The sequence below is a fragment of the Actinomycetospora rhizophila genome (assembly GCF_042657905.1).
GTDB lineage: Bacteria > Actinomycetota > Actinomycetes > Mycobacteriales > Pseudonocardiaceae > Actinomycetospora > Actinomycetospora rhizophila.
Genome location: NZ_JBHSKG010000001.1, coordinates 753,848 through 778,236 on the forward strand (window position 1 = coordinate 753,848; position 24,389 = coordinate 778,236).

The following is a 24,389-nucleotide window of genomic DNA, read 5'->3' on the forward strand; positions in this document are numbered from 1 at the left end:
GCTCACACGGGGCGGCGCGGGCTCGGGACGTCGTCGCCGGCCTTCGGGCCCAGGCGCAGCACCGCCTGCGGCCACAGCGCGCCGCCGAGCAGCACGCGCAGCGCCGCGCGGGTCGAGGGCACCTCCACCGGCGGCGCCACGAACGACGCGCCGAGGCCGTGCACGGTCGCGGTGAGCAGGACCCGCTGCAGCGCCTGCCCGGCCTGCAGATGGGCCAGCGGCAGGTCGTGGGCGGTGGCGAGCACGCCGATCGCCGCGTGCCGGTCGGGACGGTCGGGGTCGCCCGCCCCGCCGGTGAGGTCCCGGACGCGCCAGGGGTCGTCGCGCGGCGGTCGTGGCCCGGCGGCCGGGACGCCGTCGAGCGCGCCCTCGCCCCGCCCGGTCCACGCCTCCTGCTCGGCGCGCCACGCCGGGTCCGCGTCCTGCGCATGTGCGGCCTCGGCGACGAGGCCGGCCACCGCGTCCCGCTCCACGGGCGTCTCGATCCAGTACAGCCAGCTGCGCTCGGCCTCGGCGGCGCGCCGCAGCTCGGCACGCAGCCCCGGCCGGACCTCACCCTCGCCGAACGCCCGCCGGTGGGAGTGGCGGTGCCCGATCGCGGCCGCCAGCGCCCGCTCGGCGGGGCTGCACGGCAGCGGGCTGCCCGCGCGCAGGCGGGCGAACGACCACGGGTCCTCGGGGTCGGGCAGCAGGCGCACGTGGGTGCGGAGCTCCCGGGCCCGCAGCGCCAGGCGCATCCCGGCGAGCGCGGCCCCGCAGGCGAGTCGCAGCGCGCGGTGGTCGGGGTCGGTCACCGGCAGCGTGCGGTCCGGGTCGCCGCGCACCTCGAACCCGTCCGGGCCGTCGGCGCGCAGGATCCAGGGCTGGGTGTTGTGCCCCGAGGGCGCCCGCGCCCCGGCCGCGAGCACGTCGCGCACGGCCTGCGGGCTCAGCGCGGTGGTCACGCGACCACCCGCTCGCGGGCGTCGAGCCGCAGCACCGGCACGCCGGGGAACTCGCCGGGCCGGTGGCTGACGACGAGCACCGTGCGGTCCGCGCCGGCGGCGAGGAGGTCGGCGCACAGCGCGTCGGCGGTGGCGGGGTCGAGGTGCGCGGCCGGCTCGTCGAGCACGAGCACCGGGCGGTCGGCCAGCAGCACGCGGGCCACTCCGAGACGCTGGCGCTCCCCGCCGGACACGGCGCCGCCGTGCGCGCCGAGCGGGGTGTCGAGCCCCGCGGGCAGCTCGGCGAGCCAGCCCCCGAGGCGCGCCCGGCGCAGCGCCTCGACGAGGTCGTCGTCGCTCGCGTCGGGCCGGGCGAGCAGCAGGTTCTCGCGCAGCGTGGAGTCGAACAGGTGGCTCGCCGGCCCGCACCACGCCTGCCGCGAGCGCACGTCGTCGCCCTCGTAGCGGGCGATGTCGACGCCGTCGACGCTCGCCCGCCCGGACCGCGCCGACAGGGTACGCGCGAGCGCCGCGAGCAGCGTGCTCTTGCCGGCCCCGGACGGCCCGGCGACGACGAGCCGCTCGCCCGGCGCGAGGTCGAGGTCGACGCCGTGCACCGCGTCGGTCACCGCGCCCGGCCACCGGACGGCGAGGTCCGCGGCGCCGAGCCGGTCCCCGGCGCCCAACCGGGCGGGCGCGGCCGGCTCCACGACCGGCGCCGACGCCGTCTCCAGCTCCACGAGCCGGCGCAGCGCGGGGCCGGCCGTCGCCAGCCGGGTCGCCGCCTCGGGCAGGCCCGCGACGACGTCGGAGCACGCCAGCGGGACCAGCGCGAGGACCGCGAGTGCGGGGCCCGCGAGCCCCCCGGAGGCGAGGGCGGCCAGGCCCAGCGCGGTCGTGGCCACCGCGGTGGCGCCCAGCGCGAGCACCCCGAGCCCGGCGCCGAGGCCGCCCGAGAACGCGGCGCGGCGGGCCACGGCGGTGAGGCGGTCGTCGACGGCGGCCAGCGCGCGGCGCCGGTCCGCGCCCGCGGAGAAGGCGACGATCTCCCCGGCGGCCTCGAGCGTCTCGGTGGTGGCCGCGAGGACCTCGCCGCGCAGCCCCGCGGTGCGCGCGGCGGCCCGGCGGACGGCCCACAGCGCGAGGGCGGGCGCGGCCACCCCGGCGACGAGCAGCCCGGCCGCGAGCGCGAGCCCCGCGGCGGGCAGCACCAGGGCGAGCGCGGTGGCCGCGGCGACACCCACCAGCGTCGCGCGGGCGGCGGGCAGCGCGACCCGCACGACGACGTCCTCGGCCGCCTCGACGTCGCCGACGAGCCGGGCGAGCAGGTCCCCGCGCCGGCGCCGGGCCGTGGCCGCGGGCCCGAGGCGCACGAGCGCACCCCACAGCCGCACCCGCAGGTCGGCGCCGAGACGCAGGGCCGCGTCGTGGGCGACGAGCTGCTCGCCGTAGCGCAGCACGCCGCGGGCCAGGCCGAACGTGCGCACCGCCACGATCGCGACCATCAGCGTGAGCACCGGCGGGTGCAGTGCGGCGGTGGAGATCAGCCACGCCGATGTGCCGGTCAGCGCGATCCCCGACGCCACCGCGCCCGCGCCGAGCGCGACCGCGAGCGCCCAGCGTCCGGCGCGCGGGCGCAGCAGGCGGGCGAGCCAGTGCGCGGTGCCCACCGACGACGGCGGGGTGGCCAGGTCGGCCATGGTCGGCGTCGGGACGGGGGCGCGGCGGACGGCGCCCGGCGAGGCGACCGGGGCGGCCGGCGCCGCCGCGCACGCCCGGTGCGGCACCGTCACCACCCGGTCGCAGAGCTCCAGCACCGCCGCGCGGTGGCTGACGACCACCGCGCTGCGCCCGGCCAGCGCCCCGGGCAGGGCCGCGAGGACCGCGCGCTCGGTGTCCGCGTCGACGCCCTCGGTCGGCTCGTCGAGCAGCAGCAGCGGGCGGTCCGCGAGCAGCGCGCGGGCCAGCGCGACCCGGCGGCGCTGGCCCGTCGAGAGGCCCGCGCCGCCGTCGGAGACCGCGGTGTCGAGCGGCACGTCGAGCGCGGCCGCGCTCGCGGCCGCGGCGAGGTCGGCCCGGGACGCCGACGGCGCCCCGAGCCGCAGGTTGGATGCCACCGTGCCCGCGAGCAGCACCGGTCGCTGCGGCACCCAGGCCACGCGGTCGCGCCAGGACGCCGGGTCGACGTCGGCGAGGTCGACGCCGCCGACCTCCACCCGCCCGCTGTCGGGCCGGCGGGCGCCGCGCAGCAGGTCGAGCAGGGTGGTCTTGCCGGCCCCGCTCGCGCCGGCGATCCCGAGCACCTCGCCGGGCGCGAGGGTGAGGGAGAACCCGGTGAGGACGGGGTCGCCGCCGCGCCCGGCGACCCCGGCCTCCCGGACGCGCAGCGGCAGGCTGCGCGGGTCGGGGGCGGGACGGCGCTCGCCCGCGTCGAGCGGCGCGAGCTCGAGGACCGCGAACGCCTCCTGCGCGGCGGTGAGCCCGTCGAGGCTGTCGTGGAACCGGGCGCCCACCGCGCGCAGCGGCAGGTAGACCTCCGGCGCCAGGATGATCACCAGCAGTGCGGTGTGCAGGTCGAGCTCGCCGTGGACCAGGCGCAGGCCGACCGCCACCGCGACCAGCGCGACCGACAGCGTCGCCAGCAGCTCGAGCGCGAGCGCGGACAGGAACGCGACCCGCAGCGTCGCCATGGTCGCCGCGCGGTGGCGCTCGGCGATCTCCCGCATCCGGCCGGTCTGGCGCCGGGCGCGGCCGAACGCGACGAGCACGTCGAGGCCCGCGACGAGGTCGAGGAAGTGGTGCCCGAGCACGGCGAGCGTGCGCCACCGGCGCTGCACGGCCTGCTGGGTGTACGAGCCGATGAGGATCATGAAGATCGGGATCAGGGGGACGGTGGCGGCCACGATGACTGCGGAGACCCAGTCAGCCCCGAGGATCCGCACGCCGACCGCGAGCGGCACCACCGCGGCCACGAGCAGGGTCGGCAGGTAGCGGCGGACGTAGCCGTCGAGGCCCTCGACGCCGTGCGTCGCGAGCGTCGCCAGCCGGCTCGGGGTGGGCAGGCGCGGGTCGTCCGGTCCGAGCTCGAGGGCCTTCGCGACGAGCCGCCCCCGCAGCCCGGCGACGACCGACGCCGCGGCCCGCGCGCCCGCGGCCTCCCCGGCGCCCGCGAGCAGCGCCCGCCCGGCGACCACCGCGAGCAGCGCCGCGAGCACCCCGCCCAGCGCGGCCAGGGCCTCGCCGCCGAGGAACCCGCGGCTCACCGCCGTCGCGAGCAGGTCGGCCTGGACGACGACCAGGGCCGCGGTGGCGATCCCGACCACGGCGCAGAGCACCACGTGCCGGCGCATCGGCGCGACGTGGCGCAGCAGGCGCGGGTCCAGGGGCTTCACACCTGCTCCTCGACCGGCGCGCTCGGCACCGGCGCCGGGATGTGCGAGCGGGAGATCCGCTGGCGGAACACCCAGTACGTCCAGCCCTGGTAGCAGAGCACGATCGGGGTCATCACCGCGGCGACCCAGGTCATGATCGTCAGCGTGTACGGCGTGGAGGCGGCGTTGGTCGTCGTCAGGCCGAAGGCGGGGTCGATCGTGGAGGGCAGCACGAACGGGTACAGCGCGGTGAACAGGAACGCGGTGGCCGCGACGATCGTCGCGGCGGTCAGCGCGAAGCCCCAGCCCTCGCGGCCGGCGCGGGTGGCCAGGAGGCCGCTGACCAGCGCGCCCGCGGCGACCAGCGCGAGCACCAGCGTCACGACCCCGGCGCCGTGGTCGAGCCAGGTCCACAGGAGGAAGGCGGCAGCCACCGGTACCGCCCCGGCCCCGATCCGCACGGCGAGCGTGCGGGCGCGGGTGCGGATGTCGCCGTCGGTCTTCAGCGACAGGAAGACCGCGCCGTGCAGGACGAACAGCAGCAGGGTCGTCAGGCCGCCGAGCAGCGCGTAGGGGTTGAGCAGGTCGAGGAAGCTCCCGACGAACTCGTGCTCGGCGTCGAGCGGGACCCCGCCGACGATGTTGCCGAACGCCACGCCCCACAAGAGCGCCGGCAGCACGGAGCACACGACGATCACCCGGTCCCAGTTCCGGCGCCAGCGCACCGTGTCGACCTTGCCGCGGTACTCGAACGCGACGCCGCGCCCGATGAGCGCGACCAGGATCAGCAGCAGCGCGAGGTAGAACCCGGAGAACAGCGTCGCGTACCACTCGGGGAACGCCGCGAACGTCGCGCCGCCGGCGACGATGAGCCACACCTCGTTGCCGTCCCAGAGCGGGCCGATCGTATTGATCATGACGCGGCGGTCGGTGTCGTCCCGGCCGAGGACGCGCAGCAGCGCGCCCACGCCGAAGTCGAACCCCTCGAGGACGAAGTAACCGGTCCACAGGATCGCGATGAGCACGAACCAGACGTCGGTGAGCTGCATCTCCAGCCTCTCAGTAGGCCACGGCGAAGGGGCGGTCGGCGTCCTCGCGGGGGGACACCGCTTCCGGGGGTGGGGCGGGCGCCGGGCCGGACCGGATCGTGCGCACGAGCAGCCAGGCCTCGATCACCGCCAGGCCGCCGTAGAGCAGCGTGAAGACGATCAGCGAGGTGAGCACGGACCCGAGGCCCACCGACGGCGAGACCCCGTCGGCGGTGCGCAGCTGCCCGTACACGACCCAGGGCTGGCGGCCCATCTCGGTGAAGATCCAACCCATGGAGTTCGCGAGCAGCGGCAGCGCCATCGACAGCAGGGCGACGCGGGCGAACCAGCGCCTCGGCACCCGGTCCTTGCGCCCGAACCACAGCGCGCCGACCGCCACCAGTCCCGCCAGCGCCCCGAACCCGATCATGAAACGGAACGTCCAGTAGGTCACCGGGACCATCGGCCGGTAGTCGCCGGGCCCGTAGCGCGCCTGCTCGTCGCGCTGCACGTCGTTGATGCCCTCGACGGTGCCGTCGACCGAGCCGGTCGCCATGTACGAGAGCACGCCGGGCACACGCACGCTCCACAGTTCCTGGGAGCCGTCGAGGCTGCCGATGGTGAACAGCGAGAACGACGCGGGCGCGCTGGTCGCGTAGAGCGCCTCGGCGGCGGCCATCTTCATCGGCTGCTGCTCGGTCATGATCTTGGCCTGGACGTCGCCGCTGACCACCACGGCGACGCTCGCGACGATCACCGTCCACGCGCCGAGGCGCATCGCCGGCCGGAAGAGGGCGTCCTCCCTCCGCCGCGCCAGGAACCAGACGCTGATGCCCATCACGGCCGCGCCGGCGACGACGAGCGCCGCCGTCAGCGTGTGCGCGAAGGTCACCAGGGCCGTGTCCTGCGTCAGCACGGCGGCGAAGTCGGTGAGCTCGGCCCGCCCCGTCCCGGGGTTGAACCGGAACCCCACGGGGTGCTGCATCCAGGAGTTCGCGGCGAGGATGAAGTACGCCGAGAGCACGGTGCCGATCGCGGCCAGCCAGATGCAGGCCAGGTGCACGCGGCGCGACAGCCGGTCCCACCCGAAGATCCAGAGGCCGAGGAACGTCGACTCGAGGAAGAACGCGACGAGGCCCTCGATCGCCAGCGGGGCGCCGAACACGTCGCCGACGAAGCGGCTGTAGTCGCTCCAGTTCATCCCGAACTGGAACTCCTGGACGATGCCGGTGACGACGCCCATCGCGAAGTTGATCAGGAACAGCTTGCCGAAGAACTTGGTCGCCCGCAGCCAGTGCTCGGCGCCCGTGCGGTGCCATGCCGTCTGCATGACGGCCACGAGCAGCGACAGCCCGATCGCCAGCGGGACGAAGAAGAAGTGGTAGACCGTCGTGATCCCGAACTGCCATCGCGCCGCATCCAGTGCCGACACCGTTCGCCTCGCTCGCCTCGTGGTGGGGTGACGGCGTCCAGCCTCGGTGCGGCGAGGGGGTCCCGGTCAGGTCCCCGAGGTCCCCCGTGGAGGGGACCTCGGTCCCTGATCGCCTCACGGCGCCTACGCTCGCGGGCGTGATCCGTGTCTTCCTCGTCGACGACCACGAGGTGGTCCGCCGGGGCGTGGCCGGTCTCTTGTCCGACGAGCCCGACCTCGAGGTCGTCGGAGAGGCGGGCACGGTCGCCGAGGCGCTCGTCCGCGTCGACGCGGTCCGCCCCGACGTCGCGGTGCTCGACGTGCGCCTGCCCGACGGCAACGGGGTCGAGCTGTGCCGGGAGCTGCGCTCGCGCCGGCCGGAACTGGCGTGCCTCATGCTCACGTCGTTCACCGACGAGCAGGCGATCCTCGACGCGGTGCTCGCCGGCGCCGCGGGCTACGTCATCAAGGACGTGCGGGGCAGCGACATCGCCGCCGCGGTGCGCGACGTCGGGTCCGGGCGCTCGCTGCTCGACCACCGCGCCGCGGCCGTGCTGATGGCCACGCTGCGCACCCCGCCCGAGGCGCCGGACCCGACCGCCGACCTGACCCCGCAGGAGCACGCGGTGCTCGAGCTCATCGGCGAGGGGCTGACCAACCGGCAGATCGGCGAGCGGTTGTTCCTCGCCGAGAAGACCGTCAAGAACCACATCACGCGGCTGCTCGCCAAGCTGGGCCTGGAGCGCCGGGTGCAGGCCGCCGTGCTCGCGACCGAGGTGCGGCGCCGCCGCGGGTGATCAGCGCCTGCGCGAGCTGATCACCCCGGTGTCGAACCCGGCCAGGTGCAGGCCGCCGTGGAAGCGGGCGTGCTCGACCTTGAGACAGCGGTCCATGACCACGGCGAGCCCGGCCGCCTCCGCGCGCTCGGCCAGCGCCTCGTCGTAGAGCCCGAACTGCAGCCAGAACGTCGACGCCCCGGCGGCGATCGTCGCGTCGAGCACGTCGGGGAGGTCCTCGGGGCGGCGGAAGACGTCGACGAGGTCGGGCGCCACCGGCAGCGCGTCGAGCGATGGGTAGACGGGGTGCCCGAGGATCTCGCTCGCGTTCGGGTTGACGAAGTACAGGTCGTAGTCGGTGGAGAGCAGGTAGGTCGCGACGAAGTTCGACGCCCGCGCCGGGTTGGGCGAGGCGCCGACCATCGCGACGCTGTGGGTCTTGCGCAGGATCGCCTGGCGCTCCTGCGCCGACGGCGGGGTCCAGGTCACGTGGTCGCCTCTCCCTTGGTCGCTGCCGTGAGGGCCTGGTCGAGGTCCCAGAGGATGTCCTCGGGGTCCTCGATGCCGACGCTGATGCGGATGAGGTCGGGACGCACGCCGCCCTCGCGCAGCTGGTCGGCGGTGAGCTGCTGGTGGGTGGTCGAGGCGGGGTGCAGCACGAGCGTGCGGGCGTCGCCGATGTTGGCGAGGTGGCTGCACATCTGGACCGACTCGATGAATCTCCGCCCGGCGGCGCGCGCCGCGTCCTCCCTGCCGGAGCTCCCGCGCACCCCGAAGCTGAACACCGCGCCCGGGCCCTTCGGCAGGTAGCGCCGCGCCCGCTCGTGGTGGGGATGGCCGGGCAGGCCCGCGTAGCTGACCCAGGCGACCCGGTCGTCGGCCTCGAGCCACTCGGCGACGCGCTGGGCGTTGGCGACGTGGTCGTCCATGCGCTGCGGCAGCGTCTCGATGCCCTGGAGCAGCAGGAACGCCGAGTGCGCCGACAGCGTCGCCCCGATGTCGCGGAGCTGCTCGGAGCGGATCTTGGTGAGGAAGCCGTACTCCTGGAAGTTGCCCCACCACGTCAGCCCGCCGTACGACGGGATCGGCTCGGTCATCTGCGGGAAGTTGCCGTTGCCCCAGTCGAACCGGCCCGACTCGAGGATCACCCCGCCGATGGTCGTGCCGTGGCCGCCGAGGAACTTCGTCGCCGAGTGGATGACGATGTCCGCGCCGTGCTCCATCGGCCGGCACAGGTAGGGCGTCGCCATCGTCGAGTCGATGATCAGCGGGAGCCCGCGCTCGTGGGCGACCTCGGCGAGCGCGGCCACGTCGGTCACCTCGCCCGACGGGTTCGCGACGATCTCGGCGAACACGAACCGCGTGCGGTCGGTGATCGCGGCGCGGAAGGCGTCCGGGTCGTCGCCGGAGACGAACGTCGTGTCGACGCCGAAGCGGCGCAGGGTCACGTCGAGCTGGGTGACCGTGCCGCCGTAGAGGGCGGCCGAGGCGACGATGTGGTCGCCGGCGCCCGCCAGCGTGGCGAACGTCAGGAACTCGGCGGCCTGCCCGGACGCCGTCGCGACGGCCCCGAGGGCGCCCTCCAGGCTCGCGAGCCGCTCCTCGAGCACCGCGACGGTGGGGTTCGCGATCCGGCTGTAGATGTTGCCGTACTTCTGGAGCGCGAACAGGTTCGCGGCGTCGGCGGTGTCCTCGAAGACGAAGCTCGTCGACTGGTAGATCGGTACGGCGCGGGCCCCGGTCGCGCTGTCGGGCACGGCGCCGGCGTGCACCGCGCGCGTGCGGAAGCCCCAGGGACGGTCCTCTCCTGCCACCACCACGTTCTACCGCACCGAGGCGTCCCGCGAAGGGTTGCCGGATGCGCATGGCTGGGAAGGCCTCCCCGATCCGCATCCGACGAAGGAGGCATCACATGGCCGTCTGCGAGACCTGTGGCAACGACTACGAGATGGCGTTCGAGATCCGCGCGCAAGGGGCGTCGCACACGTTCGACAGCTTCGAGTGCGCGATCCACAAGATGGCGCCGCGGTGCGAGCACTGCGGGGTGACGATCATCGGCCACGGCCACCAGGTCGACGGGCGGTTCTACTGCTGTGCGCACTGCGCGGGCGCGTCGACGGTCGACCATGCGTGAGGGGCCTGCCTGAGGGGAGCTCAGCGGAAGTACGCGTTCGCCGGCGCCTGGAAGGAGAACAGGATCGCGGCGACGATGAGCGCGGCCTGGACGAGGCTCACGATCGTCGAGATCGCGCCGAGGCTCACGCCCAGACCGGCGGTGAGCAGCACGCCGATGACGGTGAACACCGCGGAGACCCCGCCGAGCACGCTGAGCGCCACGCGTGCCCAGTTCTCGCCCCCGCGCATCCGCAGGGCGAGGTACACCAGCGCGGCCAGGAACAGCAGCCCGATGACCACCCCGACGATGCCGCCCGCGGCGAGGTAGCCGTTCGGCACGGTCGCCGACGTCGCGAGGGAGAACACGCTGCCGAGCACGCCCACGACGACGGCGGCGATCCAGAGCTGGAAGGAGCGCTGGACGGAGGTCGGCACGGTCACGGCGTCACCGTAGGGGATCACGGGAGGTCCCGGATCCAGCGCCAGACGGTCCCCTCGTCCGGGTCGGCGACCTCGCCGTCGCGCACGAAGCCGTGGCGGCGCAGCACGTGGACCGAGGCGTTCTCCTCGGGCCGCGTGTGCGCCCGGACGCGCCGGACCCCGCCGCGCGCCGCCCGCTCCAGCCACAGCCCGACCGCCGCCGTCGCCACCCCGCGCCCCTGGCACGACGGGGCGACCGAGTAGCCGATCTCGACCTCGCCGTCGGTCGGCGGGCCGGTGAACCCGCCGAGCCCCACGACCTCGGTGCCCTCGACGATGAGGTGCGCGAACCACCGCGGGTCCACGCCGCCCTCGAGCGCGGTGACGGTGGGCTCGAGGGCCTCGGGGAACGCGAGGTAGCCCTCGACGAGCGTGAGCCCGAACCGTTCCGCGAACGCCTCCGGCTCGGTCAGCAGCGTCACCGCCTGCTCCGGCGGCAGCGGCCGCACCTCGATCCCCATGTGAGCGATTTTCGGGGCTATAGCCCCGAAAATCGCTCACATCGGCCGAACGGACCTACATGCCGTGCATCTTGGCGATCACCTGGAGCATCACCTCGTCGGCGCCGCCGCCGATCGAGGTGATCCGCATGTCGCGCAGGAACCGCGCGGTCCACGTCTCCTCGATGTAGCCCAGGCCGCCGTGGTACTGCAGGCACGTGCGGGCGACGTCCTCGCAGAGCCGCCCGATCGCGAGCTTGGCGATCGTCGCGAACCGTGAGGTGTCCTCGCCGCGCATGTACGCCTCGGCGCACGCGTAGTTGTAGTGCCGGCACATGTCGACGCGGGCGTAGAGCTCGGCGAGCTGGTAGCTCAGGTACTGGTTCTGGATCAGCGGGCCGCCGAAGGCCTCGCGCTGCCGGAGGTAGGCGGCGGTGCGGTCCAATGCCCGCTCGCAGGCGGCGACGCGGCCGTAGCAGGCCACCATCCGCTCGTTCTGGAACTGCGCCATCTGCTGCTGGAAGCCGCGGCCCTCGCGGCCGATCGTGTTGGCGACCGGCACCCGCGCCCCGTCGAACGACAGCTCCGCGGTGTCCGAGCAGCGGTTGCCCAGCTTGTCGAGCGTCCGGGACACCGACACCCCGGGCGTGTCCGTGGGCACGATGATCTGCGACATCCCCCGCGCGCCACCCTCGTCGGACGTGCGCGCGAGCAGGCACAGCCAGTCGGCCTGGACCCCGTTGGTGATGTAGAGCTTCGAGCCGTGGATCACCCAGTGGTCCCCGTCGCGGACGGCCCGGGTGCGCAGCCCGGCCACGTCCGAACCGGCGTCGGGCTCGCTGACCGCGATCGCGGTCACCATCTCGCCGCGGATCGCCGGGGCCAGGTAGCGCTGCTTGAGCTCCTCGGACCCGAAGCGGTGCAGCGACGGGGTCGCCATGTCGGTCTGCACGGCGATCGCCATGCCCACCCCGGCGGCGTCCGCGCGCCCGATCTCCTCGGCCAGCACCACCGCGAACAGGTGGTCGGCGCCGCCGCCCCCGTAGGCCGGGTCGTACTCGAGGCCCAGGAAGCCCAGCTCGCCGAGCTTGGCGAACAGCTCGTGGGTGGGCATCCGCTCGTCGCGTTCCCACTGGTCGACGTAGGGGTCGATCTCCCGCTCCACGAACGTCCGCACGGTCTTGCGGAACGCCTGGTGCTCCTCGGTGAACGCGACCACTACTTCACTCCTCCTCGACGGGTCGAGCTCCGCTGCGCTGCGTCTCCCTGCAGATGGCGGAGCGCCGGACCCCAGCGGTCGGTCTGCGACCCGGACGGCGCGTAGAGCGGGATGCGCTGGGCGACGCCGCCGAACCGGGCCTCCAGCGCGGGGCCGACCTGGTCGGGCTCGGCGACGATCGCGATCGTGTGCAGGACCTCGTCGTCGACCGCCTCGCCCATCGCGTCCCACTCGCCCCGCTTCGAGAGCGTGTTGAGCTCGCGGGCCAGATCGCCCCAGCCGTGCAGCTCGAGCACCGGGTGGTACGCGGGCGTCGACCCGTAGAACGCCACCTGGCGGCGCACGTCCTTGATCGACGCGGCGAACTCCTCCTCGGTGTTCCCGGTCGCGATCAGCGCGGTCGCCGAGAACTCGAAGCCGGTGCCGTCCTTGCCGCCGCGCTCGAAGCCCTCGCGCAGCGACGGCAGCGTCACCTCGTGCAGGTAGCGCTCGGTGGAGAAGGCGTGCGCCATGAACCCGTCGGCGACCTCGCCCGCCACCGCCGTCATCCGCGGGCCGACGCCGGCGAGGTGGATGGGGGGGTTCCCGTACGGGTTCGGGCCGGGCGAGAAGAACGGCGTCATGAGCGTGTGCGTGTAGAACTCACCGCGGAAGTCGAGGCGCTCCCCGGTGGCCCAGGCGTCCCAGATCGCGCGGACGGCGCGGATGTACTCGTGCATGCGGTCGGCGGGCCGCGACCACGGCATCGAGAAGCGCTTGGTGACGTGCGGCTTGATCTGCGTGCCCAGCCCGAGGATGTAGCGCCCGCCGGTGACCTCGTGCAGGTCGTTGGCGGTCATCGCGGTCGTCATCGGGGTGCGGGCGAACGCGACGGTGATCGCCGTGCCGAGGGTGATCCGCTCGGTGCGGGTGGCCGCGAGCGTGATCATCACGGCCGGGTCGTGCTGGGTCTCGGACGCCCACACGGCGTCGTAGCCCGCCGTCTCCGCGGTGACGGCGTCGTCGGCGAACGCGCTGAGCCCACCGGTGACCACGGTGGCGTCGACCTTCATCGCAGCAGCTCCTCGGGGATGTCCACGTGACGGGCCCGGACGAACTCGCCGAGCCCCTTCGCCTGCGGGTCGAGCGCGAGGTTGTCGGCGACCCCGCGCCCCAGGAACCCGACGACGGTGACGCCCACCGCGCGCAGCGCCGGGAACGCCCAGAGCCGCCTGGTGCACCCGGCGGCGTCCTCGCCGAGCAGCCACGCGACGTGCTCGTCGTCCCACCAGCTGCTCAACCACGCGTACGCGTCGTCGTCGCGGGCCCAGAGCCCGAGCGTCGCGTTGCCGCCCTTGTCGCCGGAGCGCGCGCCGACCAGACGGCCCAGGGGTGCGTGCACCGTGCTGTCGGAGCGAACGCGCTGTTCGCTGCTTCTAGGCGCGCGAAGTCCCCGTTCGCTCGGCTCGACGGCGGGCGGCGGCACCGTCCACGTCCGGTCGGCGAGGCCGACGAGCTGGGGCAGGTCGGCGGCCGGCAGCAGGATCGGCCAGAACACGCTCGCGGCGCTGCCCGGGCCCGGCGGGGTGGTGGCGAAGAAGCCGGGGTAGCCGGCGAGCGCGGTCTCGACGGCGGCGCGGGAGAGCCGCGCGCAGGCCTCCCGGCTCCCGGCGACAGCCACGGTGAGCAGGGAGACGGCGTCGGTCAACCGTCGGGGATCGGGGACGTCGGCGCGCAGCAGCCGGGTCTCGACGCGGTCGAAGGCGTCGCGCCCGCCCGGCACGCCGGCCCACAGCGCGGCGAGCGCGTGCTCCGCCTTGGCCTCGACGTCGAGGCCGGTGAGCACGAAGGTCATCTCGTTGTGCCAGCCCGCGGGCACGATCGCGCCGACCTTGACCGTGTCCGGCGGCGCCTCGCCCCGCGTGCCGGTGATGCGGACGCGGTCGGGGGCGTCCTGGGACAGCGTGACGGTGTCGAGCCGCGCGCTGACGTCGGGCGTGAGGTAGCGCGGCCCGTCGACCTCGTAGAGCAGCTGCGCGGTCACCGTCTCCACGGTGACCGCCCCGCCCGTCCCCGCCGCCTTGGTGATCACCGCGGAGCCGTCGACCGCGATCTCGGCGACCGGGAGCCCCACGTGCTCGGTGCCGGGGAGCTCGCCGGCGAACGAGAAGTTGCCGCCGGTGGCCTGCGCGCCGCACTCGATGACGTGCCCGGCGACGACCGCGCCGGCCAGCGCGTCGAGGTCGCCCGCCCCCCACCCGTGGCGCCACGCCGCGGGCCCGACGACCACCGCGGCGTCGGTGACCCGCCCGGTGACGACGACGTTCGCCCCGGCCTCGAGCGCGGACACGATCCCGCGGCACCCGAGGTAGGCGTTCGCGACCAGCGGCTTCTCCGGGATCGGCTCGCCGGTCTCGAGGTGCGCGGTCTGCTCGGCGGGCAGCCCGACGACGACGTCGGTGACGTCGTCGCCGCCGACCCACGCGACCCGCGCGCGGTCGTCGATCGCCGCGATCTCGGCCGCGCAGCCCGCCGGGTCGAGCCCGCCGGCGTTGGCGACGACGAGGATGCCGGCGTCGAGGCAGTCGGCGAGCACGTCCTGCATCTGGCGCACGAACGTCGACGCCCAGCCGCCCTTGCCGCGCTCGCGCTGCTTGGCGAGCAGGCCCATGGTCAGCTCGGCGAGCCAGTCGCCGGTGAGGACGTCGACGTGGACGCGGCCCTCGAGATGCGCGTCGACGATCTCGCGGGCCGCGGCGAGCCGGTCGCCGTAGAAGCCGGAGATGTTGGCGACGGCGATCACTCGTGTGCTCCCAGCGTGACGAGCGTGGCGTGCGCCTCGACGTACTGGCCGACGGCGACGTGCACGGTCTCGACGACACCGTCGGCGGCGGCGAGGGCGGGGTGCTCCATCTTCATGGCCTCGAGCACGACGAGCTTCTGCCCGGCGACGACGTGCTCGCCCTCGCGCACCAGCACCTCGACGACGGTGCCCGGGACCTCGCTGACCGGCCCGGCCCCGCCCGCGGCGGCGTCGGGGGCGGGCAGGCGCGGGACCTCGCGCCACGCGCTGTGGCCCTCGCCGTCGTCGACGTACGCGACGCCGGCGTGGTGGGCGACGCGGCAGCGGTACTCGACGCCGTCGAGGGTGACCCGCGCGCCGTCCGGGGTGACGTCGCGCAGGCCGACGCCCCCGAGGGCGGGGACGACCTCGCCGTCGGGTCCCTCCCAGGTGACCGCGGGCCTCGGGGCGCCACGGAGCAGGCGCCAGCCGGGTGGGGCGAGGTGCGCGAGGGGGTCGTGCTCCCGGCGCGCCGCCGAGGTGCACGCCACGGCCGCCGCGAGGTGCACGACGCGCGGGGTCGCGGGCGGCGGGGTGCGCAGGTCGGCGTGGCGCTCGAGGAAGTCGGTGCGGGTCTCGCCGGCGAGGAAGTCGGGGTCGCGCAGGACGGCGACGAGCAGGTCGCGGTTGGTGGCCGGGCCGTGGATGTCGGCCTGCGCCAGCCCGGCGGCGAGCTTGCGCGCGGCCGCCGTGCGCGTCGGGGCGTGGGCGATCACCTTGGCGATCATGGGGTCGTAGAAGGCGCTGACCTCGCCGTGGTCGCCGAGGGCGTCCTCCCAGCGCAGGGCGTCGTCGCCGGAAGAAGTATGGCGGTAGCGGTGCAGGGTGCCGGGGCTCGGACGGTCGTCGTGCGCCGGGTCCTCGGCGTAGAGGCGCACCTCGATCGCGTGTCCCCGGGGCCGCACGTCGGCCTGCGCGAACGGCAGGGGCTCCCCGTCGGCGATGCTCACCTGCAGCGCGACGAGGTCGACGCCGTGGACCTCCTCGGTGACGGGGTGCTCCACCTGCAGCCGGGTGTTCATCTCGAGGAAGAAGAACCGGTCCTCGTCGAGCAGGAACTCCACCGTCCCGGCGCCGACGTAGCCCAGCTTCTCCGCGAGCGCGACGGCCGTGGCGCCCATCCGCTCGCGCAACTCCGGCGACACGGCCGGCGACGGCGCCTCCTCGACGACCTTCTGGTGCCGGCGCTGGATCGAGCACTCGCGCTCGCCGAGGTGCACCACGTGCCCGTGCGCGTCGCCGAGGACCTGGATCTCGATGTGGCGCGGGGCGTCCAGGAGGCGCTCGAGGAAGACGGTGTCGTCGCCGAAGCTGCGGGCGGCCTCGGCGCGGGCGGAGCGGACGGCGTCGGCGAGGGCGTCGGGCGCGCGGACCTCCCGCATCCCGCTGCCCCCGCCGCCCGCGCTGGCCTTGACCAGCAGCGGGAAGCCGACGTGCTCGCCGGCGCGCGTCCACTCCTCCGGGTCGTCACCGGAGAGCAGCGCGTCGGGCAGCGTCGGCACCCCGGCCTCGCGCGCAAGGGCCTTGGCGGTGTGCTTGACGCCCATCGCCTCGATCGACGCCGGGTCAGGCCCGACCCACGTCAGCCCGGCGCCGGCGCAGGCGCGCGCGAAGGACGCGTTCTCCGACAGGAAGCCGTAGCCGGGGTGCACGGCGTCGGCACCGGTGGCCCGCGCGGCGGCGAGGACCTGCTCGGCGTCGAGGTACGTCTCGGCGCTCGTCGACCCGCGCAGGGCGACGGCCCGGTCGGCCTCGGCGACGTGCGGGGCGTCGGCGTCGGGCTCGGAGTAGATCGCGACCGTGCGGACGCCCAGCGTGCGCGCCGCGCGGATCACCCGCCGGGCGATCTCCCCGCGGTTGGCCACGAGCAGCGTGCTGATCATGTCCTCACATCCGGAACGGCGCGAAGCGGGTCGCGCCGGCGATCGGGGCCGAGTGGACCGCGGACAGCGCCAGGCCCAGCACGGTGCGGGTGTCGCGGGGGTCGATGACGCCGTCGTCCCACATCCGCCCCGAGGCGTAGACGGCGTTCGACTGCGCCTCGACGGCGTCCTCGATGGCCTTCTTCGTGGCGGCGTCGGCCTCCTCGGAGTACTCACGCCCCGCCCGCTCCGCCGACCGCCGCTGCACCATCGACATCACGCCCGCGAGCTGCGTGCCGCCCATCACCGCGATGCGGTGGTTGGGCCAGGTGAACACGAAGCGCGGGTCGTAGGCGCGCCCGGACATGCCGTAGTTCCCGGCGCCGTAGGACGCGCCGACCATGAGCGTCAGGTGCGGGACCTCGCTGTTCGACACCGCGTTGATCAGCTTCGCGCCGTCCTTGATGATCCCGCCGCGCTCGTAGGCCGAGCCGACCATGAACCCGGTGATGTTCTGGACGAACAGCAGCGGGATCGACCGGGCGTTCGCGAGCTGGACGAACTGCGCGCCCTTCTGCGACTCCTCGGAGAACAGGATCCCGTTGTTCGCGAGCACGCCGACCGGGAAGCCGCCGATCGAGCCCCAGCCGCAGACGAGCGTCGTGCCGTAGAGCGGCTTGTGCTCGTCGAACCGCGAGCCGTCGAGCACGCGGGCCAGCACGTCGCGCACCTCGACGCTGCGCTTCGCGTCCGACGCGGCGCACGCGAGCAGCTCCTCGGCGTCGAACCGCGGGGGATCGGCGGGCAGCGACGGCCCGGGCCCGGCCTTGCGCCAGCCCAGGTCGGCGACGATCCGGCGCCCGAGGCGCAGGGCGTCGCGCTCGTCGGCGGCGAGGTGGTCGGCGAGGCCCGACTCGCGCGCGTGCATCTCCGCGCCGCCGAGCGTCTCGTCGTCGACGTCCTCGTTGATCGCCATCTTCACCAGCGGCGGCCCGCCCAGGTACACCGTCGCCTGGCCGCGGACGAACACCGTGTACTCGCTCATCCCCGGCATGTAGGCGCCGCCGGCGGTCGAGGAGCCGAAGACGACGGCGATCGTCGGGATGCCCGCCGCCGAGAGCCGCGTCATCTCGCGGAACGTGCGCCCGCCGGGCACGAACAGGTCGGCCTGGCGCGGCAGGTCGGCGCCGCCGGACTCGACGAGCGCGACCACCGGCAGCCGGTTGCGCTCGGCGATCTCGAGGGCGCGCAGCTGCTTGGTGACGCCGATCGGGGTGATCGAGCCGCCCTTCACCGTCGGCTCGTTCGCGACGACCATGCACTCGACGCCGCTGACGGCCCCGATGCCGACCACCAGCCCCGCGCCGGGCGTCGTCAGGTCGGGCTCGTGCGCCCCGGCCAGCGCGCCGATCTCGAGGAACGCGGCGTCGGGGTCGAGGAGCAGGTCGACGCGCTCGCGGGCGGTCAGCTTGCCGCGCTCGTGGTGGCGGTCGACGTACTTGGCCCCGCCGGCGGCGAGCACCGTCGCGGCGATCTCGTCGACGCCGGCCAGCGCGTCGAGCATCGCCGCGCGGTCGGCGGCGGACTCCGGGGAGGACGGGTCGAGCCGCGAGCCCAGGACGGCGGCGGGGGAGACGTCGAGGGTCATGCCCGCACCGGGTCCTTCCCCGGCGCCCCCGCGAACGCCTGGCCGAGCTCCATCCACTCGCGCGCGGCGTCCCCGGTGACCTGCAGCGCGGTGTCGTCGACGTGGCGCCGGCGCACCAGCACGAGGCAGAACTCCTCGGCATCGCCGGTGATGGCTTCGCCACGTGAGTGATCTGGGTCGTCCTGACGACCCAGATCACTCACGTGGGGCTCGCCCCATCGCCACGTCTCGCCCGACGGGCCGGTGAGCTCGACGCGGACGGGGACCTCGGGGACGTCCCGGCCCCGCACGCGGTAGCCCTGCGCCCGGGCGCGGACGGCGATGTCGGCGACGTGGCGCAGCCGGTCGGTCGGCGCGAGGCGCGCCCCGACGGCGTCGGCGACGTCGCCGCCGTGCGCCCAGGTCTCCATGATCCGGCTGGTGATCGCCGAGCGCAGCGACATCGACGGCCCGTACCAGGGCAGGCGGGCCGACGGGTCGCAGGCGCGCGCCGCGCGGTCGAACGCCCGCGCCGCGTCCTGCCAGTACGCGAGCGCCGCGGGCCCGACCTCGGGGACCTCGCCCAGCGTCCGGTCGACGTAGCCCGCGATGTCGGTGACCGCGTCGCGCTCCGCCTCGAACTCCGCCGGCGTCGAGATCGCCCGCGCGAACGCCCCGTCGAACCAGCCGAGGTGGGCGATCTGGTCGCGCACCGTCCACGGCTCGGCGCGCGTCGGCAGCGTCCACGACGCCCGCGGGAGCTCCCGCACGATCGCCATCACCGCCGCGCGCTCGGCGTCCAGGTCGTCCAGCAACGACTCGACGGAGGGGGCGCTCATGCCTCCAGCCCCAGGCGCCCCGCCACGACCTCGTTCATGATCTCGGTCGCCCCGCCGCCGATCCCGAGGATCCGCGCGTCGCGGTAGTGGCGCTCGACCTCCACGCCGTGCATGTAGCCCATCCCTCCGTGCAGCTGGACGGCGCGGTCGACGACGGCGTCGCACGCCGCGACCGCGGTGTTCTTGGCCATGGCGACCTCGGTGACGACGTCGGCCCCCGCCTGCCAGCGCGCCATCACGTCCCGCACGTACGTCCGCGCCACCGTCGCCTCGCGCGCCATCTCGGCGATCTGGTGGCGGACGACCTGGCGCTGGGCGAGCGGCGCACCGAACGTCCGCCGTGACCGCGCCCAGTCGACGGTGAGGTCCACGCAGCGCTGCGCGGTCGCGTACGCCTGCACGGCCATCGACAGCCGCTCGGCCGCGAAGTTGACCATGATCTGGCGGAAGCCGGTGCCCTCGGCGCCGACGAGGTTCGCCGCCGGGACGCGCACCCCGTCGAAGCGCAGCTCCGCGGTGTCGCTGCAGTGCCAGCCCATCTTGCGCAGCCGCGAGCGCGACACCCCGGGCCGGTCGGTCTCGATCACCAGCAGCGAGATGCCCCGGTGGCCCTCGCCGTCGGTGCGCACGGCGGTGGTGACGATGTCCGCGCGCGTCCCCGAGGTGATGAACGTCTTCGCGCCGTCGACGACGTAGTCGTCGCCGTCCCGCCGCGCGCGGGTGGTCAGCGCCGCGACGTCGGAGCCGGCGTCGGGCTCGGTGATCCCCAGCGCGGTGATGATCCGCCCGGCGAGGGCCGGCGCCACGAAGCGCGCGATCTGGTCGGGGTCGCCGGCGGCGGCGATGTGCGGGACGCCGATCCCGTGGGTGAACAGGCCCGCGCAGACCCCGCTCGACCCGCCGGAGAGGATCAGCTGCTCGGCGACGAGGCAGGCGTCGAGGTGCTCGCCGACGCCGCCGGCGGCGGCCGGGAACCCCAGCTCGAGCAGGCCCAGCGCCCCGGCGCGCTCGTGCAGCGCGCGCGGGAGCTCGCCCTCGTCCTCCCAGCGGTCGAGGTGGGGCACGATCTCGCGGGCGGTGAAGTCGGCGACCAGCTCGCGCAGCGCCCGGCGCTCGGGCGTCGACCACGCGTCGTGGGCGCTGACCGTTTCCGAGCGAAGGTGCCCTTCGCTCGATCTACCCGACCGAAGGTGCCCTTCGCTCGGGACGGGAGGCGTGCGCGTCACCGGCGGACCGCCTCGGCCTGCCCGGCGAACTGCTCGCGCAGGACCCGCTTGAGCAGCTTGCCGGTGGCGTTGCGCGGCAGTTCCTCGACGACCTCGACGCGCCGCGGCGCCTTGAAGTGCGCGATGCGCTCGCGGGCGAAGGCGATCACGTCGTCGGGGTCCAGCGGGCCCGCGGCCACCACGACCGCCAGCACCGTCTCGCCCCACTGCGCGTCCCCGACGCCGACGACCGCGACGTCGGCGACCGCCGGGTGGCGGTGCAGGACCTGCTCGACCTCGACCGGGTAGACGTTCTCGCCGCCCGTGATGATCATGTCCTTCTTGCGGTCGACGAGCGTCACGAAGCCCTCGGCGTCGCGCACGCCCAGGTCGCCGGAGTGGAACCACCCATTGCGGAGCACCTCGGCCGTGGCCTCCGGGCGGTTCCAGTAGCCGGCGAACACCGTCGGGCCGCGCAGCACCAGCTCACCGACCTCGCCGACGCCGACGTCCTCCCCGTTCGGCGCCACCAGCCGCGCGTCGACGTGCAGGAACGGGCGCCCCACCGACCCCGCGTGGGTGAGCACGTCGGCGGCGTCGAGGAAGAGCGCGGCGGGGGAGAGCTCGGTCATCCCGAAGCCCTCGGTGAACGTCCAGCCCAGGCCGGTGAAGTGCTCGATGACGGTGACCGGGCACGGCGCCCCGCCCGAGATCGCCCAGCGCAGGTCCGGCAGGTCCGGCAGCGAGGGCAGCCGGGTCAGCGCCGCCCACATCGCGGGCACGAGGAACTGCGTGGTGACGCCCTCGGCGGCGAGGAGGGCGGCGAACGCCGCCGGGTCGAACGCCGGGACGACCACCACCGTGCCGCCGGCGTAGAGCAGGGGGAGCGCGGAGAGCCCGAGCGCACCGATGTGGAACAGGGGCGCCGCCGCGATCGTCACGTCCGCGCCGCCGATGCCGGGGCCCGCGGTGACCATGTTGATCGCGTTCCACAGCATGTTGTCGTGCGTGAGCACCGCGCCCTTGGGGACGCCCGTGGTGCCCGAGGTATACATGATCACGCAGGGGTCGTCGCCCGCGGCGGGGTGCGCCGCGACGGTGTCCGTGCCCGGCTCGGCGCCGAGCTCCACGACCGCCGGCGCGGGTCCGGTGAGCGCCGCCAGCGACGCGTCCGCGAGGGTCGCGAACGCCGTCGAGCGCACGAGCACCGTCGCCCCGGAGTCGCCCAGCACGTGCGCGACCTCGGCCGGCGCGAGCCGGTGGTTCACCGGCACGGCCACCGCGCCGATCCGCGCCGCGCCGAAGAGCCACTCCAGGTAGGCGGCGGAGTTCTCGCCGAGCAGGGCCACCCGCGCCCCGACCCCGACGCCGAGCGCGGCCAGGGCGGCGGCCCGCGCCCCGACCCGACGGTCGAGCGTGGCGTAGTCGTGGCGGGCGCCGGTGGCGACGTCGACGAGGGCCGTGTGCCCCGGCCGGCGCCGCGCCCGCCGGGCGATCCAGTCGGCGATCCCACCGTCCATCGCCGGCCTCCGTTCCGCCCCACTCCGTCGTGACCTGCGCTACTCTGCCCGTACGTGCGGTCAGTTTTCAAGGGGGTGTCGTGGCCGGACCGGTGGTGGCCCCGGGTCGTCCCCGCGGCGGGCGGCGCGACGAGATCCTGGCGACCTTCACCCGTCACGTCGCCGAGCGCGGCTACGACCGCGCGAACTTCGGTGACGTCGCCGCCGAGCTGGGGATGAGCAAGGGCACGATCGTCCACCACTTCGGCACCAAGGACCGGATGCTCGCCGAGGTCCAGGAGCGCTACATGGGCCGGCGTCTCGACGAGGCGCACGCGTTCCTCGCCCGGCTCCCGGCCCCCGAGCAGCGCATCGCCGCGTTCGTCCACGCCGGCGTGCGCTACTCCACCCTCGAGCCGGCCACCACCGTCGCGTTCCAGCGCGAGGTCGTGCGCCTCACCGACGAGCCGGGCATGGAGACGGCGCGCGCGCAGCGCGACGCGTACCGCGACCTCGTGATCGCGGCGCTGCGCGAGGGCGAGGAGGCGGGGGTGTTCGTCCCCGGCGACGCCCGGCTGCGAAGCCTGCAGATGTTCGGCTCGCTGCACTGGATGTGGACCTGGTTCGACCCGGCGGGCCGGCTGCGCCCCGAGGACGTCGCCGCCGAGTTCTGCCGCACGCTGCTGCGCGGTCTCGGGGTGCCCGACGAGCTCGGCGCGGTCGCCGCCGACCCGCACGGCCCGGTCGCCGCGTGCGTGACCGAGGTGTGCGCTCCGCGCAGGTGAGCACCATGGAGTGCCAGAGCACTCCATGGTGCTCACCTGCTCGTCAGCGCACCCGGGTGAACGCCGGGATGAGGACGGCGGCGACGGCGAGGTGGGCGATCATCAGGCCGATCCGCGTGGACGCGGTCGCCTCGACCAGGCCGATCGGCGTCATCGAGACGGCCAGCACGCCGACGGCGAGCCAGGTCCAGGCGGTGCGACCCCAGGTGGCGACCCGCTCGAGGACCGCGAGGAGCGCCCAGCCGAGCAGCGCGACGACGATCGTGCTGACGACGGCGGCGGAGATGTCGACGCGGGCGGTGCCCTGCACGTCGGTGATCCAGTAGTCGGCGCCGAGCAGCGCGCCGACCGTCCAGCCCGCGAGCGCCGCGGCGCCGGCCCCGACGACGGCGAGTCCCCGAGCCCGCACGGTGGACGGGATGCGGGTGGTGGCGGCGGGAGCGGTGATGACGGACATGGTGACCTCCGGGTCGGTGCCTGTGGGGCGGTTCTGCCCAGAGGTCGAACGGCGGTGACCGCTTTCGACACGCTCCCGGGAGAATCTTCTACTCGGGCCCGCCGATGTCCTCCAGCCACGCCTCGGGGTGCTCGGCGGCGAAGGCCGCCATGAGTGCCGCGCAGGCCGGGTCGTCGAGCACCGACACCTCGACGCCCTGGTCGGCGAGCCACGCGTGCTGCCCGCCGAAGTTCTCCGCCTCCCCGACGATCAGCCGCGGGATGCGGAACTGGCGGATCAGGCCCGCGCAGAACCAGCACGGCGAGAGGGTCGTGACCATCGTCGTGTCGCGGTAGTGCGGGCGGCGTCCGGCGGCGCGGAACGCGGCCGTCTCGCCGTGGGTGGCGGGATCACCGTCCTGGATCCGCCTGTTGTGGCCGCGTCCGAGGACCTCGCCGTCGGCGCCGAACAGCGCCGCGCCGACGGGCACACCGCCCGCTGCCGCACCGGCGCGGGCCTCCTCGAGGGCGACGGCGAGCATGGCGGCGGGACTCAGCACGCTGCCCACGCTGCCACGCCGCAGAATAGGTCGCGTGCCCGAGCTCCCCGAGGTCGAGAACGCCCGCCAGGTCGTCGAGAAGGCGCTGGACCGGGTGATCGCGAGCATCGACGACACCGACGAGTTCGTCTGCCGCCCGCACGGGCCCGGCGAGATCGACCACGCGCTCAAGGGCGGGCGGCTCACCGTCGCCCACCGGCGTGGCAAGACCATGTGGTGCGACACCGTCACCGCCGACGGCGCCGACGGCCCGCACCTGGGCATCCACCTCGGCATGGGCGGGCGCATCTTCGTCACGGGCCCGTCCGGGGACGCCGAGAGCCTCTACGCCGGCGGCGACCCGCACGTCGGCGGCATGCCGAAGAAGGCCGGCGAGCGGCCGGACAAGCCGGAGTGGGACCGCTTCCGGATGACGTTCGAGGACGGCGGCGAGCTGCGGCTGTTCGACAAGCGCCGCCTCGGGCGCGTGCACCTCGAGCCCGACGTCGACGCGCTCGGCCCGGACGCCGCCGAGATCACCCGCGACGAGTTCCGGGCGCGCGTCGGCAGGGGCGTCGTGGCGATCAAGGCGAAGCTGCTCGACCAGTCGGTGCTCGCCGGCGTCGGCAACCTGCTCGCCGACGAGACCCTGTGGGAGGCGAAGCTCTCGCCGTCGCGCCCGGCGGGCGAGCTCTCGGTCGACGAGCTCGACGCCCTGCGCCGCACCCTGCGCCGCGCCACCCGCGACGCGATCACGAAGGGCGGGGTGCACACGGGCGAGGTGATCCCGCACCGCGCCAAGGACGAGACGTGCCCGCGCTGCGGCGCGCCGATGGAGCGGGGCACCGTCGGCGGCCGGACGACGTGGTGGTGCTCGGCGGAGCAGGCCGACTAATGGGGGGTGCCGGGTTCGCATGGAAGGCTCGGCGCTGGTAGCGGCCGGCGGGTCAGCACTCTGGCCGACAGGGCTGTGAGCTCTAGCCTCAGATCGTGCGCCCGCCGGTCGTGAGCAGG

The 24,389-nt window shown here is 74.9% G+C and carries 22 protein-coding genes; 4 read left to right on the forward strand and 18 right to left on the reverse strand.

All coding sequences use genetic code 11. The annotated features are described in order from the left end of the window. Positions 1-2: 2 nt before the first annotated feature. Genes ACFPK1_RS03655 through ACFPK1_RS03670 form a run of 4 tightly spaced genes read right to left on the reverse strand, consistent with a single transcriptional unit; the run spans position 3 to position 6,754 of the window. On the reverse strand, positions 3-944 hold the full coding sequence (locus ACFPK1_RS03655) for an Acg family FMN-binding oxidoreductase (RefSeq protein WP_378019516.1): 942 nt from the start codon (positions 942-944) through the stop codon (positions 3-5). Then, on the reverse strand, positions 941-4,315 hold the full coding sequence (cydD, locus tag ACFPK1_RS03660) for a thiol reductant ABC exporter subunit CydD (RefSeq protein ID WP_378019517.1): 3,375 nt from the start codon (positions 4,313-4,315) through the stop codon (positions 941-943). The genes ACFPK1_RS03655 and cydD overlap by 4 nt, the downstream gene beginning before the upstream one ends. Beyond that, positions 4,312-5,343, reverse strand: a complete 1,032-nt coding sequence (gene cydB / locus ACFPK1_RS03665) for a cytochrome d ubiquinol oxidase subunit II (protein WP_378019518.1) — start codon at positions 5,341-5,343, stop codon at positions 4,312-4,314. Before cydB ends, cydD begins: the two co-directional genes overlap by 4 nt. A 10-nt stretch (positions 5,344-5,353) precedes the next feature. Then, positions 5,354-6,754: a cytochrome ubiquinol oxidase subunit I gene (locus ACFPK1_RS03670; RefSeq protein WP_378019519.1), complete on the reverse strand. Its 1,401-nt coding sequence runs from the start codon at positions 6,752-6,754 to the stop codon at positions 5,354-5,356. A gap of 137 nt (positions 6,755-6,891) precedes the next feature. Between ACFPK1_RS03670 and ACFPK1_RS03675 the strand changes: the two genes are divergently transcribed. Further along, entirely contained in the window at positions 6,892-7,530 is a 639-nt protein-coding gene (locus ACFPK1_RS03675; RefSeq protein ID WP_378019520.1) for a response regulator, read from the forward strand. Here ACFPK1_RS03675 and ACFPK1_RS03680 read toward each other — a convergent pair whose 3' ends face one another. Further along, on the reverse strand, positions 7,531-7,998 hold the full coding sequence (locus tag ACFPK1_RS03680; RefSeq protein ID WP_378019521.1) for a CoA-binding protein: 468 nt from the start codon (positions 7,996-7,998) through the stop codon (positions 7,531-7,533). Further along, a complete protein-coding gene (locus tag ACFPK1_RS03685) occupies positions 7,995-9,323 on the reverse strand; it encodes an O-acetylhomoserine aminocarboxypropyltransferase/cysteine synthase family protein (protein WP_378019522.1) in 1,329 nt (442 codons plus the stop codon). Before ACFPK1_RS03685 ends, ACFPK1_RS03680 begins: the two co-directional genes overlap by 4 nt. A 98-nt stretch (positions 9,324-9,421) precedes the next feature. Here ACFPK1_RS03685 and ACFPK1_RS03690 point away from each other — a divergent pair, with 98 nt between their 5' ends. Then, positions 9,422-9,643 carry a hypothetical protein gene (locus tag ACFPK1_RS03690; protein ID WP_378019523.1) on the forward strand — a complete coding sequence of 74 codons (222 nt, stop codon included), beginning with the start codon at positions 9,422-9,424 and terminating at the stop codon, positions 9,641-9,643. 20 nt (positions 9,644-9,663) lie between these two features. On the opposite strand, the gene ACFPK1_RS03695 is transcribed toward ACFPK1_RS03690, so the two are convergent. Genes ACFPK1_RS03695 through ACFPK1_RS03740 form a run of 10 tightly spaced genes read right to left on the reverse strand, consistent with a single transcriptional unit; the run spans position 9,664 to position 21,637 of the window. Further along, positions 9,664-10,065 carry a hypothetical protein gene (locus tag ACFPK1_RS03695; protein WP_378019524.1) on the reverse strand — a complete coding sequence of 134 codons (402 nt, stop codon included), beginning with the start codon at positions 10,063-10,065 and terminating at the stop codon, positions 9,664-9,666. Between the two features lie 17 nt (positions 10,066-10,082). Beyond that, complete coding sequence (locus ACFPK1_RS03700) at positions 10,083-10,565, reverse strand: GNAT family N-acetyltransferase (RefSeq protein WP_378019525.1); 483 nt, start codon at positions 10,563-10,565, stop codon at positions 10,083-10,085. 55 nt (positions 10,566-10,620) lie between these two features. Next, entirely contained in the window at positions 10,621-11,763 is a 1,143-nt protein-coding gene (locus ACFPK1_RS03705; RefSeq protein ID WP_378019526.1) for an acyl-CoA dehydrogenase family protein, read from the reverse strand. Then, positions 11,763-12,815, reverse strand: a complete 1,053-nt coding sequence (locus ACFPK1_RS03710; protein WP_378019527.1) for a TIGR03617 family F420-dependent LLM class oxidoreductase — start codon at positions 12,813-12,815, stop codon at positions 11,763-11,765. Before ACFPK1_RS03710 ends, ACFPK1_RS03705 begins: the two co-directional genes overlap by 1 nt. Continuing rightward, positions 12,812-14,545: an acyclic terpene utilization AtuA family protein gene (locus tag ACFPK1_RS03715; protein ID WP_378019528.1), complete on the reverse strand. Its 1,734-nt coding sequence runs from the start codon at positions 14,543-14,545 to the stop codon at positions 12,812-12,814. Before ACFPK1_RS03715 ends, ACFPK1_RS03710 begins: the two co-directional genes overlap by 4 nt. After that, complete coding sequence (locus ACFPK1_RS03720) at positions 14,542-16,467, reverse strand: ATP-binding protein (RefSeq protein WP_378019529.1); 1,926 nt, start codon at positions 16,465-16,467, stop codon at positions 14,542-14,544. The genes ACFPK1_RS03715 and ACFPK1_RS03720 overlap by 4 nt, the downstream gene beginning before the upstream one ends. Before the next feature lie 4 nt (positions 16,468-16,471). Next, a complete protein-coding gene (locus ACFPK1_RS03725) occupies positions 16,472-18,094 on the reverse strand; it encodes an acyl-CoA carboxylase subunit beta (protein WP_378019530.1) in 1,623 nt (540 codons plus the stop codon). After that, entirely contained in the window at positions 18,091-18,912 is an 822-nt protein-coding gene (locus ACFPK1_RS03730; protein WP_378019531.1) for a TIGR03084 family metal-binding protein, read from the reverse strand. Before ACFPK1_RS03730 ends, ACFPK1_RS03725 begins: the two co-directional genes overlap by 4 nt. Next, positions 18,909-20,138, reverse strand: coding sequence for an acyl-CoA dehydrogenase family protein (locus tag ACFPK1_RS03735; RefSeq protein ID WP_378019532.1), 1,230 nt, complete (start codon positions 20,136-20,138; stop codon positions 18,909-18,911). Before ACFPK1_RS03735 ends, ACFPK1_RS03730 begins: the two co-directional genes overlap by 4 nt. Beyond that, on the reverse strand, positions 20,135-21,637 hold the full coding sequence (locus ACFPK1_RS03740; protein WP_378019533.1) for an AMP-binding protein: 1,503 nt from the start codon (positions 21,635-21,637) through the stop codon (positions 20,135-20,137). The genes ACFPK1_RS03735 and ACFPK1_RS03740 overlap by 4 nt, the downstream gene beginning before the upstream one ends. Before the next feature lie 80 nt (positions 21,638-21,717). On the opposite strand from ACFPK1_RS03740, the gene ACFPK1_RS03745 reads away from it, so the two are divergent. Further along, on the forward strand, positions 21,718-22,401 hold the full coding sequence (locus ACFPK1_RS03745; RefSeq protein ID WP_378019534.1) for a TetR family transcriptional regulator: 684 nt from the start codon (positions 21,718-21,720) through the stop codon (positions 22,399-22,401). A gap of 43 nt (positions 22,402-22,444) precedes the next feature. Here ACFPK1_RS03745 and ACFPK1_RS03750 read toward each other — a convergent pair whose 3' ends face one another. Beyond that, positions 22,445-22,858: a DUF6069 family protein gene (locus tag ACFPK1_RS03750; RefSeq protein ID WP_378019535.1), complete on the reverse strand. Its 414-nt coding sequence runs from the start codon at positions 22,856-22,858 to the stop codon at positions 22,445-22,447. Between the two features lie 88 nt (positions 22,859-22,946). After that, positions 22,947-23,378 carry a nucleoside deaminase gene (locus tag ACFPK1_RS03755; RefSeq protein ID WP_378019561.1) on the reverse strand — a complete coding sequence of 144 codons (432 nt, stop codon included), beginning with the start codon at positions 23,376-23,378 and terminating at the stop codon, positions 22,947-22,949. A 52-nt stretch (positions 23,379-23,430) separates the two neighbouring features. Here ACFPK1_RS03755 and ACFPK1_RS03760 point away from each other — a divergent pair, with 52 nt between their 5' ends. Next, entirely contained in the window at positions 23,431-24,270 is an 840-nt protein-coding gene (locus ACFPK1_RS03760) for a DNA-formamidopyrimidine glycosylase family protein (protein ID WP_378019536.1), read from the forward strand. Positions 24,271-24,389: the final 119 nt, after the last annotated feature.

Bases quoted from the DNA above. Each gene is read 5' to 3' on its own strand.
- ACFPK1_RS03740 (WP_378019533.1), bottom strand. From the start codon at position 21,637: ATGGACGGTGGGATCGCCGACTGGATCGCCCGGCGGGCGCGGCGCCGG.
- ACFPK1_RS03690 (WP_378019523.1), top strand. From the start codon at position 9,422: ATGGCCGTCTGCGAGACCTGTGGCAACGACTACGAGATGGCGTTCGAG.
- ACFPK1_RS03750 (WP_378019535.1), bottom strand. From the start codon at position 22,858: ATGTCCGTCATCACCGCTCCCGCCGCCACCACCCGCATCCCGTCCACC.
- ACFPK1_RS03700 (WP_378019525.1), bottom strand. From the start codon at position 10,565: ATGGGGATCGAGGTGCGGCCGCTGCCGCCGGAGCAGGCGGTGACGCTG.
- cydB (WP_378019518.1), bottom strand. From the start codon at position 5,343: ATGCAGCTCACCGACGTCTGGTTCGTGCTCATCGCGATCCTGTGGACC.
- ACFPK1_RS03710 (WP_378019527.1), bottom strand. From the start codon at position 12,815: ATGAAGGTCGACGCCACCGTGGTCACCGGTGGGCTCAGCGCGTTCGCC.
- ACFPK1_RS03720 (WP_378019529.1), bottom strand. From the start codon at position 16,467: ATGATCAGCACGCTGCTCGTGGCCAACCGCGGGGAGATCGCCCGGCGG.
- ACFPK1_RS03730 (WP_378019531.1), bottom strand. From the start codon at position 18,912: ATGAGCGCCCCCTCCGTCGAGTCGTTGCTGGACGACCTGGACGCCGAG.
- ACFPK1_RS03725 (WP_378019530.1), bottom strand. From the start codon at position 18,094: ATGACCCTCGACGTCTCCCCCGCCGCCGTCCTGGGCTCGCGGCTCGAC.
- ACFPK1_RS03755 (WP_378019561.1), bottom strand. From the start codon at position 23,378: ATGCTCGCCGTCGCCCTCGAGGAGGCCCGCGCCGGTGCGGCAGCGGGC.